This window comes from Nostoc mirabile CHAB5784 (assembly GCF_020829645.1).
Lineage (GTDB): Bacteria > Cyanobacteriota > Cyanobacteriia > Cyanobacteriales > Nostocaceae > Nostoc > Nostoc mirabile.
Genome location: NZ_JAIVFS010000132.1, coordinates 1 through 17,042 on the forward strand (window position 1 = coordinate 1; position 17,042 = coordinate 17,042).

General features: G+C 44.6%; 22 protein-coding genes. 6 read left to right on the plus strand and 16 right to left on the minus strand.

The window, feature by feature from the left end:
* Positions 1-115: 115 nt before the first annotated feature.
* The 8 genes from LC653_RS39230 to LC653_RS39265 form a co-directional block, all read right to left on the minus strand.
* Positions 116-3,076: a DUF3854 domain-containing protein gene (locus LC653_RS39230; RefSeq protein WP_229500733.1), complete on the minus strand. Its 2,961-nt coding sequence runs from the start codon at positions 3,074-3,076 to the stop codon at positions 116-118.
* Between the two features lie 115 nt (positions 3,077-3,191).
* Complete coding sequence (locus tag LC653_RS39235; RefSeq protein ID WP_229500734.1) at positions 3,192-3,791, minus strand: alpha-ketoglutarate-dependent dioxygenase AlkB family protein; 600 nt, start codon at positions 3,789-3,791, stop codon at positions 3,192-3,194.
* A gap of 45 nt (positions 3,792-3,836) precedes the next feature.
* Positions 3,837-4,472: a hypothetical protein gene (locus LC653_RS39240; protein ID WP_229500735.1), complete on the minus strand. Its 636-nt coding sequence runs from the start codon at positions 4,470-4,472 to the stop codon at positions 3,837-3,839.
* A 20-nt stretch (positions 4,473-4,492) separates the two neighbouring features.
* Positions 4,493-4,933 carry a DNA cytosine methyltransferase gene (locus tag LC653_RS39245; RefSeq protein WP_229500736.1) on the minus strand — a complete coding sequence of 147 codons (441 nt, stop codon included), beginning with the start codon at positions 4,931-4,933 and terminating at the stop codon, positions 4,493-4,495.
* Positions 4,930-5,328 carry a MerR family transcriptional regulator gene (locus LC653_RS39250; RefSeq protein ID WP_229500737.1) on the minus strand — a complete coding sequence of 133 codons (399 nt, stop codon included), beginning with the start codon at positions 5,326-5,328 and terminating at the stop codon, positions 4,930-4,932. Before LC653_RS39250 ends, LC653_RS39245 begins: the two co-directional genes overlap by 4 nt.
* Before the next feature lie 17 nt (positions 5,329-5,345).
* Positions 5,346-5,555 carry a hypothetical protein gene (locus tag LC653_RS39255; protein WP_229500738.1) on the minus strand — a complete coding sequence of 70 codons (210 nt, stop codon included), beginning with the start codon at positions 5,553-5,555 and terminating at the stop codon, positions 5,346-5,348.
* A gap of 66 nt (positions 5,556-5,621) precedes the next feature.
* Positions 5,622-6,452 (minus strand): hypothetical protein, encoded by an 831-nt coding sequence (locus tag LC653_RS39260; protein WP_229500739.1) that lies wholly within the window; start codon positions 6,450-6,452, stop codon positions 5,622-5,624.
* A gap of 179 nt (positions 6,453-6,631) precedes the next feature.
* Entirely contained in the window at positions 6,632-7,654 is a 1,023-nt protein-coding gene (locus LC653_RS39265; protein WP_229500740.1) for a hypothetical protein, read from the minus strand.
* Between the two features lie 145 nt (positions 7,655-7,799).
* Here LC653_RS39265 and LC653_RS39270 point away from each other — a divergent pair, with 145 nt between their 5' ends.
* From LC653_RS39270 to LC653_RS39285, 4 genes are all read left to right on the plus strand, one after another.
* Positions 7,800-8,063, plus strand: coding sequence for a helix-turn-helix domain-containing protein (locus LC653_RS39270; protein WP_229500741.1), 264 nt, complete (start codon positions 7,800-7,802; stop codon positions 8,061-8,063).
* A gap of 89 nt (positions 8,064-8,152) precedes the next feature.
* The gene (locus LC653_RS39275) at positions 8,153-8,335 is read left to right on the plus strand and encodes a hypothetical protein (RefSeq protein WP_229500742.1); all 183 of its coding nucleotides are present in this window, start codon (positions 8,153-8,155) and stop codon (positions 8,333-8,335) included.
* A gap of 3 nt (positions 8,336-8,338) precedes the next feature.
* A complete protein-coding gene (locus tag LC653_RS39280; RefSeq protein WP_229500743.1) occupies positions 8,339-8,716 on the plus strand; it encodes a hypothetical protein in 378 nt (125 codons plus the stop codon).
* Between the two features lie 45 nt (positions 8,717-8,761).
* The gene (locus tag LC653_RS39285) at positions 8,762-8,926 is read left to right on the plus strand and encodes a hypothetical protein (protein ID WP_229500744.1); all 165 of its coding nucleotides are present in this window, start codon (positions 8,762-8,764) and stop codon (positions 8,924-8,926) included.
* Positions 8,927-9,303: 377 nt separating this feature from the next.
* On the opposite strand, the gene LC653_RS39290 is transcribed toward LC653_RS39285, so the two are convergent.
* The 4 genes from LC653_RS39290 to LC653_RS39305 all read right to left on the minus strand — a co-directional run bounded on the left by LC653_RS39290 (position 9,304) and on the right by LC653_RS39305 (position 11,330).
* Positions 9,304-10,077 carry a tetratricopeptide repeat protein gene (locus tag LC653_RS39290; RefSeq protein WP_229500745.1) on the minus strand — a complete coding sequence of 258 codons (774 nt, stop codon included), beginning with the start codon at positions 10,075-10,077 and terminating at the stop codon, positions 9,304-9,306.
* A 192-nt stretch (positions 10,078-10,269) separates the two neighbouring features.
* Positions 10,270-10,443: a hypothetical protein gene (locus LC653_RS39295; protein ID WP_229500746.1), complete on the minus strand. Its 174-nt coding sequence runs from the start codon at positions 10,441-10,443 to the stop codon at positions 10,270-10,272.
* A gap of 157 nt (positions 10,444-10,600) precedes the next feature.
* Positions 10,601-10,831: a hypothetical protein gene (locus tag LC653_RS39300; protein WP_229500747.1), complete on the minus strand. Its 231-nt coding sequence runs from the start codon at positions 10,829-10,831 to the stop codon at positions 10,601-10,603.
* The gene (locus LC653_RS39305; protein ID WP_229500748.1) at positions 10,782-11,330 is read right to left on the minus strand and encodes an alpha-ketoglutarate-dependent dioxygenase AlkB family protein; all 549 of its coding nucleotides are present in this window, start codon (positions 11,328-11,330) and stop codon (positions 10,782-10,784) included. Before LC653_RS39305 ends, LC653_RS39300 begins: the two co-directional genes overlap by 50 nt.
* A 25-nt stretch (positions 11,331-11,355) precedes the next feature.
* On the opposite strand from LC653_RS39305, the gene LC653_RS39310 reads away from it, so the two are divergent.
* Positions 11,356-11,511: a hypothetical protein gene (locus LC653_RS39310; protein ID WP_229500749.1), complete on the plus strand. Its 156-nt coding sequence runs from the start codon at positions 11,356-11,358 to the stop codon at positions 11,509-11,511.
* A gap of 35 nt (positions 11,512-11,546) precedes the next feature.
* Here the strand turns inward: LC653_RS39310 and LC653_RS39315 are convergent, their stop codons facing one another.
* Positions 11,547-11,819 carry a hypothetical protein gene (locus tag LC653_RS39315; protein ID WP_229500750.1) on the minus strand — a complete coding sequence of 91 codons (273 nt, stop codon included), beginning with the start codon at positions 11,817-11,819 and terminating at the stop codon, positions 11,547-11,549.
* Between the two features lie 24 nt (positions 11,820-11,843).
* On the opposite strand from LC653_RS39315, the gene LC653_RS39320 reads away from it, so the two are divergent.
* Positions 11,844-12,062: a hypothetical protein gene (locus LC653_RS39320; protein ID WP_229500751.1), complete on the plus strand. Its 219-nt coding sequence runs from the start codon at positions 11,844-11,846 to the stop codon at positions 12,060-12,062.
* Positions 12,063-12,069: 7 nt separating this feature from the next.
* Here the strand turns inward: LC653_RS39320 and LC653_RS39325 are convergent, their stop codons facing one another.
* From LC653_RS39325 to LC653_RS39335, 3 genes are all read right to left on the minus strand, one after another.
* Positions 12,070-12,852 (minus strand): hypothetical protein, encoded by a 783-nt coding sequence (locus LC653_RS39325; RefSeq protein WP_229500752.1) that lies wholly within the window; start codon positions 12,850-12,852, stop codon positions 12,070-12,072.
* 489 nt (positions 12,853-13,341) lie between these two features.
* Positions 13,342-13,602, minus strand: a complete 261-nt coding sequence (locus LC653_RS39330) for a hypothetical protein (protein ID WP_229500753.1) — start codon at positions 13,600-13,602, stop codon at positions 13,342-13,344.
* Positions 13,603-13,660: 58 nt separating this feature from the next.
* Entirely contained in the window at positions 13,661-16,357 is a 2,697-nt protein-coding gene (locus LC653_RS39335; protein WP_229500754.1) for a CARDB domain-containing protein, read from the minus strand.
* Positions 16,358-17,042: the final 685 nt, after the last annotated feature.

Below are 17,042 nucleotides of genomic sequence, written 5' to 3' on the forward strand. Positions count from 1 at the left end.
GCTGGGGCAGATATACTACATAATTATTAAAGGTCGCGGATACTTTGAGGCTGACAAGATAATATTTTTAATCTCTAATTCCATTTGATTTGCGTTCTCTCATATCGCTTTTAGTCTAAACTCCAGTAACATGAGATGCATTGCGTTTGGAGAATTCCGCCAAAGCCTGAATCATCGCTTCGTCGCCTTTAATCTCAACCCCAGCCATGAGATCCATCAACACTGCCCTGAGTCCCAACCGATGACGCATTAACCACGCGGTAGAATGATTACTCCAGTCTGTGCAAATAGCCAAGCGCGAGCGTTCTGATTTATCCCGCTCTACAACCACAGTCGGCGGTGAAACACATTCCCGCTCCTGCTCATCAGTAATCATTTCCCCCGGAGCTGCCAATATCGCTTCAAGTGCAACAATCTTTTTAATTAACCGCCCAGAGTCATCTTTCTCCACCAGTTCAGGGGTTACGCTCATGCCGTAAGTGTCCTGTATGCGGAACTTCTCACATTCCAAAACCTCCTCCGGCTTGAGATAGTCTTGGTGCTGCCTGCTGTTGTAAGTCCTTCTGTCAATATCTTTGGCATTCGCCACTTTGCGATAATGTTCTTCATCGATGGCAATACCTGCTGCCTTCATCCACCGCGAAGTCGCTTCATCACCACCGTCGCCCAAAGGAATAATCGTATTTCCCATTTCCTCTAAGAGCGATCGCAGATCAGAGCGAAGATTATTAATCGACCAATTGCGCTGTGCTTCAATTTGGCAAGAAGCATCCAATGCCCAGTCCTTCTCTGCCCCACGTTTGCCTGTCTCGCGGTTAATGCGAATTAAAAACGCGGTCATCTCATTTTTTTGGAGAATCTTTTCTTTGATGTGACGGGCATTGGTTTCGGCGTAACCAAAAGGAGGACGAGGAGCCACCCAGACATACATGGGGACATCTGGACGATACCGCCATAATTGCTGGGCGCATTCTGTAGCTGATTGCGAAACAGCATGAAATACACCGAATACAGCATCAAAATGATAGCTGGAAATGTCAACCCCTGAACTGAGACTGGGAGTAATTAAAAAAGCATCGATATCCTTAATGGCAATGTTAATCTCCCTGATGAAAATCACATTTTCCTCACTACCACTGTTCTCGGAATGAATAGCCCACACCCGTAACTTGCGGTCTTCGGCTGATTCGGGTGTTTCGTCGTTATCATCGAAGAGAGCAGGGGGGCAGGGGAGCAAAGGAGCAGAGGAGAGTTGTTGTATAACTTCTTTCCCCTCTGCACCCCTGCACCTCTGCCCCTCTGCATCATTTAGCGCTCTTTCTAGCTTTTTGATAAACCGCTTGCTGTCGCTGACCATCATCAACTTTTTACCCAGCATCAACTGAGCGTGGAACTCGGCAACGATCGCACTGCTGTTTTTACCTTCGTACCAATAAACCTGGCGACCACCCGAACGATACTCATTTTTGATGATGTAAGGTTTTTCACCAGCCGGTCGCATTCGCATGAAAAACTCGATAGTCAAATCATCCAGGTGAGCATCTGCCAACACTACCAGCTTGGCATTGTAAACCAGATACTCCAGCACTTCCAGAATAGCCCCCCGGTGTTCCTTGCAGGTCTTTGATTTGAGCAAGTGAGCGAGGTACTGGCAGGCTTCATCAATAAATAAGATGTCATAAGCCTGTAAATCATTCGCCATCTTATACAATGAGTCTACAGTGATACTCAGTGCTTTGGCTTTAGCCCAATCACCGCAAGAGATAGCTGAGTACATTGCTGTTTGTAGGCGATCGCTGAGATTTTTCAGCAAAGTAACCCGATGTCCGTTGTTCAAAAAGCTCAAGTCTGGGTTATCTCTTCTAATCATTGCCAAGATTTCAGTCTTACCTGTCCCCATATCAGAAGCCAAACCAACTAACCCCGATTGAGGCAGTGAGCGGATGACTGTGGAAAGATAACGAGTATTAACGACAATATTAGGTTTGAATTTGTGAAGTCCCCTGGCGCGATTCACGAAAAATCTTTGGTTTAACTCGCTGATTCTCAAGGCATCAGCAATCATCGTGGACACCGCTTTGTCTGCCTTTTTACCCAAAGCTACAACCCAATCGTCAATTCCTTTTTCGGGGCCAGGGAGTAGCGCTACTTCACACTCTCCAGCAAGTTGGAGAATGACTTGACAGGTGCGACGAGTAGCAGCAAAAACCTGCTGTTTGATTTTGGGTTTGGTTTCGTAGTCGAAGAGGATAACGAATTTGCGCTTGTGTCGAGAATAGGCAGAGGGGCTGAGGTGCTGAGGGGCTGAGGGGAAAGATGCTTCAGGGGAAGACTTACTGCAAGTTTCTTCCCTGCACAAGTGCTCCCCTGCACAAGTGCTCCCCTGCACAAGTGCTTGTTGAGCCATTGGGACTAAATCAGGGTGCAGGTATTCCAAATCTTCTTTGCTCACGCGACCGTTCCAAATTCCAGGGAGAGCGATGGCTACAAAGCCTAAAGTTAGGAGACAAGCAGCCTTCTTCTCGCCCTCCGTAAGGCATACAGGGATTTCGGGGTGTGCCATGACCCAAGCCCAAAACCCTAAAGCTTCACCTTCAGAGGTAACGGTAATATGCTCTGGCATCGGCACGTCATACCGCAGGGCTATCAACCGCCAAATGTGTAGGGGGACTCTCAGGTAGGTGACACGATTGGGAGTTTTGGGGGGTGACTCGTATTTAACGGGCTTTTGAGTTTGTTCTTGGGTTGTTTTATCCCATTCCAAACGAGGATAATCTGGTTTCATGCGTCCCCAGTCCATCGGTAGCCAAGAATTTTGCGGGTCGAGTCCACTAACCCACCATGCACCCGACTCTACATGGGCATATCTTTTCAAGTAGCCATCGCGCAGTCGCCCATCGTTGCGTCTGGCAGTTTGGGGCAAAGCGTATAAAAGGTATTCGTATACTTCCGAACCACTTAGAGAGCGAACATTGAGCGCAGTGAGTTTGGGGTCAACGGCGGAATTGATTACCCATTCATGCCAATGGTTAGGAGCTAGCTGATTATTTGTTTGATGTGTATCAATTATGTTCATATTTCCTCCATAAATAAACGCATGAAAATGGAGCGGCATTGCACCCATGCCGCCGATTCAAGTTTTTGTGAGAGCTTGTGCTGGCTATGAAATCCTCAACACGCCAGCTACAGCGTTATCTCCCCCCTCCGGTGTGTGGTCGGAATGTAAGATTAATACGGGTGCTAACAACTTTGTTAGTCTTCGGAACTTGGTGCAGATGTGTAGATTGGCAGCCTGGGTGCATCACAAGCAAGCTGCCATGCTCCAGCCAGAAGTCTGTTGGTCTGCCGCCGATGGGTTTTATCTGAAACTTGCGACATGAACCCAAGCTGATGGAAGCAATCGCTCGGTTAAATCCCATCGATGGCTCTTTGTCTGCGTGCCACCCGATAGAATCAGTCCCCGTGCGGTACTGATTGCCGATGACGATGCGGAACTTATATCCAGTCAACGCAGTGATTGTGTCCCGTAAGTTAGCCAGATTGTCTGTCCAAGTCAGGGGTTTCAAAAATACGCTGTTGGAGTAAAGGTAATCACACCCGGCATCACCATAAATACATTCGAGGCGGGGAACGGGCATTGTTTTACCCGCGATTCTGATTTGATTTTGCTGCCACTCCAGTTGTAGACAGTGTTGGTAGAGCGAGTTAGCTTGTTCAAGAGTTAAGAAATCGGGGTAATAACTGACTGGTAAGACTGGTGCAGATTCAGTAAATAAGTTGAGTTGTTGCATGGTACTTTTCTCTTACTATTGAAAGTATTCTTAAGACAATTGCTGTTAGTTTTGACCAGTAGAGAAAACCTTAATTAATACACTTTCTGGATACAAACCAACTTTCCCAAAACGTGGGTCATGAATGCGTTCTATTTCTATTCCTTGTTTTCGGCACAATGCACTTGCCTTTCTACCTTTAGTACCCGCTTCTTTAACCGAGATTTCTAAACCTTGAAGATTGGCGAATCCAACAACACTATATTTATGGCCGCATGGTGTATTGAAACGGTCTTGTTCAACTTCAACAGCTTTTAGTCGATGCAAAATTTCGGTCTGTTGCTGTTGTTGTTGGAGTAAATGCTGTTCTTGCTCTGCCATCTGTTGGGCGATCGCAGCGAGTAACTGTATTTGTGTCATTGCTGTTTCGGTATAAGTGGCGGGTTTAGTCCAGCCCAGTAAATCTTGAATCCAAGCTCGAACACCGATACTTTCAAAAGCTTCACAGGCTAATTTTGCTTGTGTGGTACATCTCTTGCCAGCTTCATAACCGTAATAGTGAAGTATGGTTGCTACAGCGACATCGGGAATACCGGACTCAGACCACGATAAAATCTCAGCACCTTCAAAGCCTTTGTAGATAAGCCTTTCAACCAGTTTAGAGCGAGAAATGTCAGCAGCAGTTTTGAGGCTTCTGAGCAATCCAGCATCATTAACATTTGCTAATCTGGCTGCTGCTCGAACACTGGCCTTGCCCTGACCATTTCAGCAACGAGCAATCCGGGTACGTTTTCCACAATTGCCCATTTTGGTCGAATCTCGCAAATGATTCTAAAGAACTCTCCGAACAGGTTGCGCGAGTCAATGGATGCAAGGCGTTTCCCCGCAAGGCTGAAGGGAGGGCAAGGGAGTCCAGCGATGATGCCGTCAATTTCTCCAACTCCGACTCGCAAAAGAGACTCAGTTGTAATGTCATGGATGTCTGGGATAATTGGAATTTGTGGGAATCTGAGATTAAGAACTTGTTGGCAGTAAGAGTTAATCTCACAAAAAGCCACTGTTTGAAAACCGCCAGTAATTATATGACCAAGGGTAAAGCCGCCAATACCAGAACAAAGGTCAAGGACTTTTTGAGTTTTAAGGGGAGTGATTTGGTTAATCATGCTTTTCTCCCCAACAAGTAATTAATTGCTTCTGGATCAAGAGAGGTGATACGTTTTTTAATTGATTGGGGTGGATGGTCAAAAAACTGTTTGAGATGCCATCTCCGAATCTGATAATGTCTAGCAGAGCGTTTTGTAGCTTTGAGCCATCCTCGTTTTACCCACCTTGTGACAGTTGAGAAATTCAATTGAAGAACTTGAGCAATTTCTTGACAAGAATAGTTATCAAGAGTGGGACGGGCTGAATAACCTAAGCTATTTAACTTTAGATAAATTGCAACTGGTGTGCGATAGAATCCTCGTCTTTTTAAGCTTGAGGCTATTTGCTTGATTGTATAGACTTCGGCTTTCTCTTCAATAATTGCTAGTTCTTCATCAGTCCATTTTGTATGCATTTGATTACCTCCTATGTTTATGCAGATTTAGTAGAAGAATGTTCTTGTACAATCCGAGCGCTGAGAGATTCAAACTCCACTTGGAAGATGTTCATGTCTGTTACCATTTCCCCACTGTTGTAGCGGTCTACTATGTGCTGCTTTATTACAGATTTATTCAGCCCATCAGGGATATCAATATGGGCTTCACTTGTGATTTTTTCAACTACTGTAACGATGACTTTCATGGTTAATTCCTATCTAATTAATTGAGGATTTAGAAGTTAGAATTATTCTGAATCCTGACTTTTGGTTTAACTTGCCCCAGTTTTTACTGTTTGCACCTGTTGCATCCAATTTTTGATTGCCGTTAATTCATCCGCACCGTTAGCAACAGCGTCACCAACCTGATTTTGATACGAAGATTCGACATAATTGGGATGGTTACACTTATTTGCTGCCCAAGCTAAACACATAGTCTTCACCAATTCATCAATCTTGCTAATATGCAATTGGCTGGGGCTATTTGTGTCTTGAAATTGCAACCACTCTCTGACCAAATCAAGTGGATAATCAAGCAACGTGCGGATATTTTTAATTCGTAAGTCTTGGGGATGTACTGGTTGGGGAACTACGCTAAGTTTTGGTGTAGATGAAATAGTTGAGGAAGCACTACCTAAAAGAGATTGGATGTCACGAATGATTGTTGCCCAATCCAAATCTCTACTCCATTCTCTGTAAATCTTGGTTTTGGTTGCAGCATCGTAAAGATTACAGAAAACCGTGTTTTCGTCGCCAGCATTCGCAACGATAATCAGTGGCTTAGAAAAATCCTGAACTAATGACGCAGCCAGAAGAAAGCTTTTGGCGAAATTGGTTTCAACACCAGTTCTTATGACGTAAAGTTCATCAGCACTCACGATAATATCAAGTTTGAGATTATCCTTGCCTTTGAACTCTTTAGTAGTCAATCGGAGTTCTGATAAATACCCAGTTAATGCTCTTTGGGTCACAGGAATTTTCTTATCCTGGCTGATATTGAACTTGTACCAGACGTAAGATTCGCCATCTACTTCCCCCTGATTGACATATAAATAAATGGGTTTGGGAGGGTTGCATAAACCTAGTTTGATTTCAGTAATCATATTTTGTTGAGGTGTGTGATAATTAGTGGTTTGTAACGTAAACTTTCAGTGCTTTACGATTGCTTGAAGAAAAGCTGATATTCAAGCAATCGCTTCTTTACTAAACAGAAGGTTCTCGATTGCGCTCTAACTCCCATTTCAAATAGGTGAGCGCAGTTTGAGCATCAGCAATGTTTAAATCAGGTTGATATCCCTCGTTCAGTAGTTGTTTGTAGTCTGGGTGCAGTACGCATCACCCACCAGCCGCCGTCAGTGCATCCCACTTCGCCCAGTTGAACGTCGTTGTTGTAGATGCCATCGTCCAGGATTTCAAAGCCGTATTTCTCACATTCAGTGAAAATCTGCACCATTATTTCGTTACCAGTACTGCAAGCTTCTTCTTCAAGCTGTTCCTGTACTGGTAGTGTACCTTGCTGGTACTGTTGCTTGATGTAGCTGTGGCATCTAGCAGCCGAGAGGTCACGGAAAATTTCAGCGTTGTTTACCAGTACTCGCCAGTAAAGGTTCTGGTAGTTGCCGTGGTCGTAGCTAATGCTGGCTACCAGTTCATCACCCACAAACGCTTCCTGGTCATAAAACGAGATTTCCAGAATTGTTGGGGCTTCAGCCTGCGGCAATTCGCAATTCGCAGTTCGCAATTCGCAATTATTTATGTCATGAGGTGATTGATGCATCAAAGACCCAAACTCTTGACTTTTAGTTATGGAATTTAATTGCGAATTGCGACTTGGTAATTGCGAATTATTCAAGGTGCCGTCTTGGTGATGCCATTGGATGAAGCGATAGCATTTCGCCCAGGTGTTAGCGCGGAATTCCTCTTTGCCGTTGACCATGACTAGCCAGGGTTGGGTGATTAAATCATCGTGGTCATACGTGATGTAGGCTATCAGTTCTTTGCCACAGTAGACCTCGTGGTGGTAGAAGTTGATTTCTACGGTTGTCAGGCTTTCGGGGACTATGGCTTGGGCTTGGTCGGCGATGAATTGGTCGAGTTCGGCTTGGGCTGTGGCTTGATTGTCGGGGGCAGCAGGAGTGAGTTTCTGAATCTTGCTTGACTGATAATCAGCGATCGCACTAATCCATGCATCCTTGCAGCGTTTATCGCTTACTTCGACTATACAGGCGATTTCGCTGTAGATTTGCTTGAGTCGGGCAATCGATTTCAGTTGCAGCTGTTGTTGGCTGTAAGTCGGATATGTCATGATTGGTAAGTTCCTATCGGGACGGGAAGCGCTCAAGATTCGCAGTCCGGGCGCTTTCTTTATACTTATAAGTGTAAACTGTCTGCCTACACTTGTCAAGCGTCTGTAGACAATGTACACTAAAATAAAATTTGGAGATTTGTCTATGAATAATGCAGTGCAAGTTAAACGAACAATTGAATCTGTTAAGGAATTTCCAGGATTGGGGCAAAAAATTAAGGAAGCTAGAGAGAAAGATGAACGAACATTGACTCAAATATGCCGTCAGTGCGGGTTAAGCCGTTCCTATTGGTATCAATTAGAAGCCGAGGATTTGAGGTCAGCAGCGACAGAAGATGTGATTCGTAAAATCGAAACAGTCTTAGGTGTTGATCTTGGGGTAAGTTTTGAGGTAGAAAATGCCCATTAAGGGAAAAATGCCGAGTATCATGAGCATATTTACCCCCAAAAAAATCGACTTCCTTTCACTACTGTTATTCTCTTCAAGTGGAGTAGGGAATGAGTAAAGAAGAAAAACCAGAGTCACGGCACGCAGCAACAGATCCAGACAAATGCCGCAATATGGAGAAAAAGTATGGTTGGAAACTGCTACGAATAGAGCCAACTGGAGACAAGACCCTGAAAGTTGATTGTATATTTGAAGGTAAAACGAAATTTCCCACCCACGAGCAGGAGAAATAAGTGATGGGCAAGTATATTATTTTCAAAGCTGAATCAATGTCAGCAGATGGATGGGAAGAAAGGCGGTTTGCTCACACCGAGGCATTTACTAGCATACTTGCTGAACACTACGATTCTTCTAATTCGCCTTTGCCTGAGCCAGGATACAGGCTGAGGGAATATCACCGAGTTTCAAAGTTTGCTGATAAACAGTTTCCCCAAGCCAGTACCCACAGTAGAATTGGTGATTGGGAAGTAGCCAGGGTTGAGGAATATACCCCAGAGATCCCCAATCATGATTTTGAGGCTGTGGTGATTTGTTACTGTCGGTACTCCCCAGTAACTAGCCCACTAGAGCCGATGCCAGAAATTCAGGTTTCTCAAGAGTTACAGGAAGTTTAGTTGAGTTTGGGTAACAAGCGAACGCTCATAAGAAAATTTGTAAGTATGACAAATCCTCAAACTTTACAAACAGCAATCAACGGAGCGGCTAACGCCCACACAGGCTTGCATCAAGCCATACATGAACTGCGCCACGGGTCAGTTAACGAAGCGAAACAACTGCTGGCGCGGCAGATAGCAGTGCTGGCAAACGTGCTGATGCTGCTGTAGTCTCACAAAATTAGGACTTATATCATGTCCGGCAAATCACCCATAATATAAATTTGGGTGTATTATTGGTGCGATGGCGCGGAGCGCCCGCTGGAAGCGATCGCAATGACAAAACGAGTAACAATCGAGCCACATCTAAGCTTAGAAGAGTTGGAGAACGGTTATCGTCAAGCCTTCATAGCAAGTATTGCGGACACATTACTAAATAATCTGGTTGTTAGCTAAAGGTATACGGACTTAAGATGTGGTAGCAATTACAGGCTATATAAGTGAGCGTAGCGATACTTATTTGTAAAGGCGGAAGAGTGTTAATCAGTTACTTCATAATCCTTTACAAACAGCTTTCCAAAGATCATTGTGACGACCTTTGAACAAGATTAATTGACTGTATCAGTTTGCTCTTCTAATGCTTCTACGATAGCGCATTCCAAAGATATTGCTCTTGCCGCCTGCCATATTGTCGCAAATACTACTTTATCAATCTTAGTGTACGCAGCAGCAATAAAGCTTTCGTAGAATTTACGGATGTAAGAAGGTAAGGGTGTACCAATAAATTCACGCAGAGCCTCTGCTGCTCCATAGAGACGTGCTGCACGAACAGGTTGTCCTTGCATTGCCGCCAACCCGGCAAAACCCTCAAGTGTCCAGCTAATGCCTTCTCTAGAGTTGAGTGAGCGGCTTAGAGCAAGAGCTTCTGTATAGAACCTTTGAGCTTCGCTATAGTCATGACTGGCAAGTGTAACCTGACCAAGTCCAACTAGACAAATACTAGTGGTAAAGATATTTTCCGATTCTCGGCTGAGTAGTAGCGCTTCATCAAGTACTAAACGTGCCTGTGTATACTTGCCTTGGTAGAGTAAAGGAGCTGCCGAATAGCTGAGTGCAAAGGCAATGCCTGTTACCGAACCCAACTCCCTCTCCAAAGTTAGACTCTGTTCTAAATGCAATAACGCTTGAGGAAAATTGCTCTGACTGAGCATAACAAGGGCTAGTCCGATGTGCGCCTTAGACATACCAGCCTTATTATCGAACTGTCGGTATATGGCAAGACTTTCTACACATAATTTTTCTGCTTGAATAAAATCAGCTTGTCGTAAGACCAGCACTCCCGCCCCTAAAAGCACCTTTGCCAAAACAGACGCCGACAGCACGTCACGGTGCGCTAGTGCTGCTTTTAACCAATAGCTGCCATCGCTTAGTCTAAACTCCAGTTATTAAGGTATACCACAAAACGGGTCGCGTTGTTTATCAACTTCATTTATAAATACTGACACATAAAGATATTTCTTGTTAAATGTAAATTCCCTTTCCAGCTTTTAGAGTTTTTTTAAATTCCCAATCATTTAATAAAAAATTTGGTTTTCTGTATAAGCAACAATCTCATCAATTTCGTCTTTAATTACAGATGATAAAACTAATTCATTTAAACTCCATTTCGGTTCTTCTATATTAATATTTAAATCCTTTTTGTCAGGATTGGTTAAATTATCTTTTTCTTTGACTATTTTGTAATTCATATTTCTCTATTTTTAAAAAGCTAATTAACTGTTAGAGTACGAGGTAGAATGCCCTTAAATAAAGGGTTAAGATCACATATCTTTATCTTTAAAGCTTGTGTTTTATCAACTCAGCCCTGCTGGGTCGTTTCTTGTTGCTTAGTCTAAACTCCTGTAATTAGTATTTAAGAGCTTGAAACTCAAGCACAGTGAGAAGTTCCTGATGTTGATTGACCAAAGATTGTATTGTGCTAACTGGATTACGATGAAGGCGACGTTTTTGTTGGCGAGGAGCTTGTGCGATCGCTAATCTACGACGTTGAGTTTTGTACTCAGTTATAGGTACTTCCCGAATTTGTTCAAGTAACTGTTTTTCGTTTTGAGCAGAGTGAACAGCTTGATTTACCACCGGGGTGCATCACAAGCAAACTGCCGTGTTCCAGCCAAAAGTCTGTTGGTTTGCCATTTCTCGGTTTGATTTGGAATTTGCGACATGACCCCAGGCTTACCGATGCGATCGCAGGGTTGAATCCCATCGATGGTTCATTATCTGCGTGCCAACCGATGCTGTCCTGTCCACTGCGGTACTGATTGCCGATGACAATGCGGAACTTGTAGCCAGTTAGCGTAGTGATTCTGTCCCGCAAGTAAGCGAGTTTTTCTGTCCAAGCCAGGGGTTTCAAAAATACGCTATTCGAGTAAAGGTAATCACATCCGTAGTCCCCGTAAATACATTCCAGGCGGGGGACAGGCATTGTTTTACCCGCGATTCTGATTTGGTTCTGCTGCCATTCCAGTTGTAGACAGTGTTGGTACAGTGAGTTGGCTTGTTCAAGGCTTAAGAAATCGGGGTAATAAGTGATGGGTAAAACTGGCGTGTATTCAGAGAAAAGTGTGAGTTGTTGCATAATACTTTGTGGTTATTTTTCATGGATGAAATTTAAAAGCCTGCTTCTGAATTGGAGTGATGAAGCGAAAACTGATACCATAGAGGCAGCATTTATCACAGATGCAATCAGGCGATCGCCTTTGACTAAATTTACACTGCTCCAGCTTTTGCAGTTTGCAACTCCTGCATCCATGCGTTGATTGCTGTTAACTCATCAGCACCACTGGCAACAGCATCAACAACTTGTTTTTGATAAGTAGATTCGGCGTATCTGTAAGAATAATTCTTCTGGGGAGAGCGGTTGGATTTGATTTTCCTGAAAGTGGAACAATTCGTCAGAGTTTTTATTAGGCATCAGCGCATAGCGCCAACCATCACCAAATTGTTCAGCTAATTCAGTACCATTTGGGTAGTAATAAAGTCCCAGAATGATGCCATCCTTAGTACGTTGATCCAAAGCAAAGCGAGGGTAGCCCCAGTGTTGGGGGATTGAAATTGTAGGTTGCATTGATTTAATGGGGATTGTAAGAATGTGGTGAGAGACGATCGCTTGACAAGTGCGATCGCTCTCGTCTGTGCAAGAATTACGCCGTTACCAACTCCCGACTTTCTGCAACTGGTGCATACTCCCGTAACAGCTCCCAGTCTTGGGCTGTCAACATTTCAAACGGTCGGTCTAGCAATTCTTCACAGTCAACGCTTCTGCATACGGTACGTTGTCCACCATCGACAGCCACCACACCGCATCTAACGCCGAATCACAGGATATGCGCTGTTGGGTTGCGTCTGCGGCGCGTGTGAACCACAGTATGTCCCACTTCGCCCAGTTTCACGTCGTTGTTGTAGATCCCATCGTCCAGGATTTCAAACCCAAACTTTTCACATTCATTGAAAATCTGCGCCATGATTTCGTTTCCAGTGGTGCAAACTTCTTCTGGTAATTGCTCTTGTATCGGTAATGTGCCTTGCTGGTATTGTTGTTTGATGTAGCTGTGGCATCTAGCAGCCGAAAGGTCGCGGAAAATCTCAACGTTGTTTACTAGCACTCGCCAGTAAAGGTTCTGGTAGTTGCCGTGGTCGTAGCTAATGCTAGCTACAAGGTAGTCACCCACAAACGCTTCCTGGTCATAAAACGAGATTTCCAGAATGGTTGGGGCTTCAGCCTGCGGCAATTCGCAATTCGCAGTTCGCAATTCGCAATTATTTATGTCATGAGGTGATTGATGCATCAAAGACCCAAACTCTTGACTTTTAGTTATGGAATTTAATTGCGAATTGCGACTTGGTAATTGCGAATTATTCAAGGTGCCGTCTTTGTGATGCCATTGGATGAAACGATAGCATTTGGCCCAGGTGTTAGCGCGGAATTCCTCTTTGCCGTTGACCATAACAAGCCACGGTTGGGTTACATTAAACTCAACGAGATTGTCACCAATCCCGTTGGTCTTCAAAACCGTGCGTAACAGTTTCCCGTTACACGGCTCCTCAATGGTGCGATGCTTGTCATGCATACCTATTACCATCTTTGGTAGTTTTTTCATCGTGGCAATCGCGGAAGTTTCTCAGGCTCAGTCGGTCGTCTTTTGTATTGTTTTCTTCTTTGTATACTACTTATGGTAGCGCTAGTAATTAGGACAAGATATGCTTCATACTTGAGATGTGAGTTGTAATAATGATAATCGTATAGTTGGGGGAGACAGGGGTGAGCAAGGCTCACCCCTGTCTCATTAATAAATAAACAGAATGGGAAGAAGCTGCCTACGGCAGCTTCTTCCCCCACCCAAATGATTATCATTCTTATGTAGGTGACTGTGACTCATGCCCAACAGTGTCTCGCTTGGGTTTGCGTTGTCCAACTCGTGTGCCTGACTTTTTCTGGTGACTCTTAGCCTTTTATGAATCTAAGCCAGCGACACCACGAAAAATGAACTCCCGTTCGGGCGGTTTTTTAGATCAGGTAGATTTGTTTGATCCCAACTTTTTTTTGAATTTCTGCCCGCGAGGCAGAACATCTAGACCCCCAGCAAAGATTAGTCGGGCGATCGCATTTTGACCATCGCCTCGCTGTTGTTAGTGAATCTGCTGTACATCTGTGTCAGCACAGTAGCCATTACCCAAAGCATAAAAACGCGGAGAATAGCGTTGATGAAAGGGCGTAGGGGACTGTTCCAGAAAACTCCCAAATGGACAATCTCATGAGCTTTATGGGACAGGGGGACGGTATCAAAAACTGGAACTTCGCGTTTGAGGTTACGATAGGTTAAGTGATGGCAGATGATCGCCCAACTCATTTCTGAATTGGGCGATTATTCCCAGTCTAAAAGGTGCGTAAACAGAGTTAATTTGAGATTATAAACTGTGGCTGATATACCACCAGATGAGTGTAGCTAAGGCTAAAAGCCCTACACAGACTAAGAGCCAAATGATTGCTAACGAGCAGCCTGATTTCTGTCGGGTAATAGATTTGCTAGAACTATCAGCATACTCTTGATCGGGGTTGTAGTAAGCTTCTACTTCGGTCCAGTCTGGAGGTAGAATTTCGGAGAACTTTCCATCAGACACTGTTGCATCTATGTAGGTCTTTCTCTGCGAATCGTCTTTGCCTAACGTGACAATGATGATGACCTTACCATTTACAACTGGACTGCCATCATCAAGAGTAACCACGGTTCCAGTAGCTCGGTTTCCCTCCACGCCAAAATCCTGAACTTTGGTGGCACGTCCTGTAGCAATCTGGGCTTGAGCACCTCCCAGAACTTGAGTAGTATGGAGCTGTTCATCTCGCGGATCTTCAATCAGCGCATAAATCCCTACATTGTTGGGAATCTTTCGATATCTCTGCTCCAATTCGTAGTCATAATCGATAGCAGCAATGAAAGGAATGGGGCTGTCTGGATTGGGATTGAGCAAGGACTCAAACATCACCTTGACCGAGCGTGTTTCTCCAGGCTCTAGCTTTAAAGCCGTATGTTCAAGATAGGTGCGGTAAAAAGGATTTGTCTGCCCTGCCCGAATAAACACGCGAGTGGGTCGATCGTATGGGTTGCCAACTTCTACAGTGGTGACCTCACGCGACGAAGGAGAGGACGTGCGAGAAATAAAGCGATCATAGTTAGACTGCGCTAAGTTATTCAACTCAGTCATCTCCACAACTGCTGGATTGCTTGGAAGTTGGTAGAGCGGAATCCGGACGACTATGCAATAGTGTCCTTCATTGGGTGGCGTCCAGGTAGTTGTGAACTCAACGGTTGCACCCGGTGCAATATCTCTCATATCTGAACCCAAGAAGGTTTCAGGAGTACCACCGACGTTGTAATTTTTGACGTAGAAGTTAACTCGTACTTGCGGTGCAGCTAAAGTACCGTTGTTTTTCACTCGCGCTACAACTGTGTTGGCATTACCAACCCAAGGAACGTTGAACCACGCTGGATTGGTAGCATTACGAGCATTGCGAATTTCGATATCCGGGCTTTGCCATTGGCGATCAGGACTAGCAGGCCAGGGGCGAATTGAGGGATCGGGTTTACTATTAACTCCATAACGAATGCGGACATCTGCCTTAGAACCATCTATTCCGCTGACATCGATTCTAAAATCCGTTGGATAGGTCGGGTCGGTGGTATCTGTTTCTTCATAATCGTCACCGTTGCCGAGAACACTGCTATCTCCATCTGGGTCGCCTGCCAGTAGCAAAATTGCAGGCCGAGCAATTGGCGGGGTATAGGGTGCTGAAACAACATCCGTACCCAACACCCGACTGTCTTCCGGCAAATTGCGATCGCCAATTTGTGCAGCCTGACCTGCTCGATACTCCAGATAATAGTTCCAGCCATCGGCAATACGAATTTCAACGCCCGACTGCCGTCCAAACGGAGGAGCGCCCTGCTCAATGGGATGCAGTGTAATATTTTGATCTATAGGGGCACCCATTGAGGCAAAGTTATAAGTTTGCAGCCATTCCGGACGCACCCAACCTAGCATCATGCGGTGGACAATCGAAAAGTGAGGAAATGCATTATCTCCGTGCATCATTTCCCAGTTTCCTGGGTTGCGACCTGGCACAGCGGGGGTATACTGGTCGCCTAGCCCTAGATTATGTCCAAGTTCGTGGCAGAGCGTTTCATACAGTTCACGGGAACTTGATGTGCCCCACTGACTGGGCATAGAAATCATACCCAGACTTCTATTTCCCTCGGCTGTGGTAAATGTGCCTCCACCTGCATAAGGCCAAGCAGATCTTGCTGCTGTAGTCGCCGTAGCAGGCACTTCTTGAGAGACGCAGATTACGCTATCGAAGTTGGTGTAGTTGATTAAGCTGTCGCCTGCGGTGATACAGGCTTGCCAGTAGGCTGCTGTGGGTGCCCAACTTCGATTTGCATCCTGCACAAAGTAGTCAGTCCAACTTCCTGATAGCTGAACTGGACCAAAAATTTGAGCCGAAATGTCAAAGTTATCGTAGGAGACTTCTCGATAAAACTGTCTAACGCTGCGAGTAATACCATCTGCTTCGGTTACCCCATTTACCACTTCATTCATCCAGCGATCGCGAATTGCCTGCAAGTCAGTTGCATTAGTGGTGTAGCGTTGCGAACTGGTATCTACGAGCAGAATCGCCAATCGTCGAGTTCCTGTCGCCGGAAGCACATTGATGTTTTGAGGTCCACTAGAACCTCCACCCCAAGCTGCCCCTGCTGCATAACCTTCAACAATTCCCGTAAACCAAAGAGAAGGCGCAAACTTGTCATCATTCCAGAGTGTCGTACTCTCAAACTTAGTTTCACCAATAACGGTATCAGTACCACGTTTTAGTGCCTGCAAAACGTGGGTTCCTGGTTCGTACCCGACACAAAGCATAATGTCGGGCTTCTCAGGGTTATAGTCGCGATCGCGAGATAGGGACACAACTCCACCCGCCAGCCCACTAGGAATCTTAAAATCAAGATCATCTATCTTTAAATCCAATTTTGGATCAATAATTATGGGCACCTTAGCATAGGAACCGACAAACAGTGCCTCGTCGGGAGTTTTTAGAACGACTTCAGCCATAGTGAGATCCTCGTCCTTGAATTAATGTTCTATAACAGTACCAATTGCTTAATTAAGGAGGCTGCAAAAGCTGTCGCTGGGGCTATTACAGCAATTTTTGAGTAATTGAACTAAACCGTAGGGGCCCAATGCCTTGCACCCCGATAATATATTTGTGGTCTAAATACATGCAAACCGCTGTAACCCTATATTCCTCAGCAATCTCCCCAGCTATCTATGTCCAATATCACTATATTTCTGAATGTTTGACAGTACCCTTAAGGGTACTTTGTTCTAAGGCCCTCATTGATAAATATGAGGCATAATCCCCACAGAGAGACTGAAGTTTAACTATTTATTATACTGACGCTTTCCCTTAGTATATCTAGTTTTTGTCTTAACCGAACCGTATTGCTGGTCAGCGTAATTTTTTTATGAAGATACTCCCGTTACTAAAGTCTGCCTAAACCATATTGCAAACACTACCAGCAGCCTGCATTGAAATTTAGTGGTTCTTCAGTACTTGTTATGCTAAATTAATAGTTAAAATGCCAATTTAACAAGCATCTAACTCGGAAGTTATCCTGACTTTTCATGGGATGTGGAAAAGGAGGAGTGGTTCGCGAATGATATGACTTTGTTGGCGAATTCAAAAAGCTCTTGCATAGAGAAAGATTTAAGTATAGCTGTAGTAGCTTTTTATTCA

What these genes read in the sequence shown, in the direction of transcription:
- LC653_RS39230 (WP_229500733.1), bottom strand. Translation starts at nt 3,076, where the DNA reads ATGAACATAATTGATACACATCAAACAAATAATCAGCTAGCTCCTAAC.
- LC653_RS39235 (WP_229500734.1), bottom strand. Translation starts at nt 3,791, where the DNA reads ATGCAACAACTCAACTTATTTACTGAATCTGCACCAGTCTTACCAGTC.
- LC653_RS39245 (WP_229500736.1), bottom strand. Translation starts at nt 4,933, where the DNA reads ATGATTAACCAAATCACTCCCCTTAAAACTCAAAAAGTCCTTGACCTT.
- LC653_RS39250 (WP_229500737.1), bottom strand. Translation starts at nt 5,328, where the DNA reads ATGCATACAAAATGGACTGATGAAGAACTAGCAATTATTGAAGAGAAA.
- LC653_RS39255 (WP_229500738.1), bottom strand. Translation starts at nt 5,555, where the DNA reads ATGAAAGTCATCGTTACAGTAGTTGAAAAAATCACAAGTGAAGCCCAT.
- LC653_RS39260 (WP_229500739.1), bottom strand. Translation starts at nt 6,452, where the DNA reads ATGATTACTGAAATCAAACTAGGTTTATGCAACCCTCCCAAACCCATT.
- LC653_RS39265 (WP_229500740.1), bottom strand. Translation starts at nt 7,654, where the DNA reads ATGACATATCCGACTTACAGCCAACAACAGCTGCAACTGAAATCGATT.
- LC653_RS39270 (WP_229500741.1), top strand. Translation starts at nt 7,800, where the DNA reads ATGAATAATGCAGTGCAAGTTAAACGAACAATTGAATCTGTTAAGGAA.
- LC653_RS39275 (WP_229500742.1), top strand. Translation starts at nt 8,153, where the DNA reads ATGAGTAAAGAAGAAAAACCAGAGTCACGGCACGCAGCAACAGATCCA.
- LC653_RS39280 (WP_229500743.1), top strand. Translation starts at nt 8,339, where the DNA reads ATGGGCAAGTATATTATTTTCAAAGCTGAATCAATGTCAGCAGATGGA.
- LC653_RS39285 (WP_229500744.1), top strand. Translation starts at nt 8,762, where the DNA reads ATGACAAATCCTCAAACTTTACAAACAGCAATCAACGGAGCGGCTAAC.
- LC653_RS39295 (WP_229500746.1), bottom strand. Translation starts at nt 10,443, where the DNA reads ATGAATTACAAAATAGTCAAAGAAAAAGATAATTTAACCAATCCTGAC.
- LC653_RS39305 (WP_229500748.1), bottom strand. Translation starts at nt 11,330, where the DNA reads ATGCAACAACTCACACTTTTCTCTGAATACACGCCAGTTTTACCCATC.
- LC653_RS39310 (WP_229500749.1), top strand. Translation starts at nt 11,356, where the DNA reads ATGAAATTTAAAAGCCTGCTTCTGAATTGGAGTGATGAAGCGAAAACT.
- LC653_RS39315 (WP_229500750.1), bottom strand. Translation starts at nt 11,819, where the DNA reads ATGCAACCTACAATTTCAATCCCCCAACACTGGGGCTACCCTCGCTTT.
- LC653_RS39325 (WP_229500752.1), bottom strand. Translation starts at nt 12,852, where the DNA reads ATGAAAAAACTACCAAAGATGGTAATAGGTATGCATGACAAGCATCGC.
- LC653_RS39330 (WP_229500753.1), bottom strand. Translation starts at nt 13,602, where the DNA reads ATGAGTTGGGCGATCATCTGCCATCACTTAACCTATCGTAACCTCAAA.
- LC653_RS39335 (WP_229500754.1), bottom strand. Translation starts at nt 16,357, where the DNA reads ATGGCTGAAGTCGTTCTAAAAACTCCCGACGAGGCACTGTTTGTCGGT.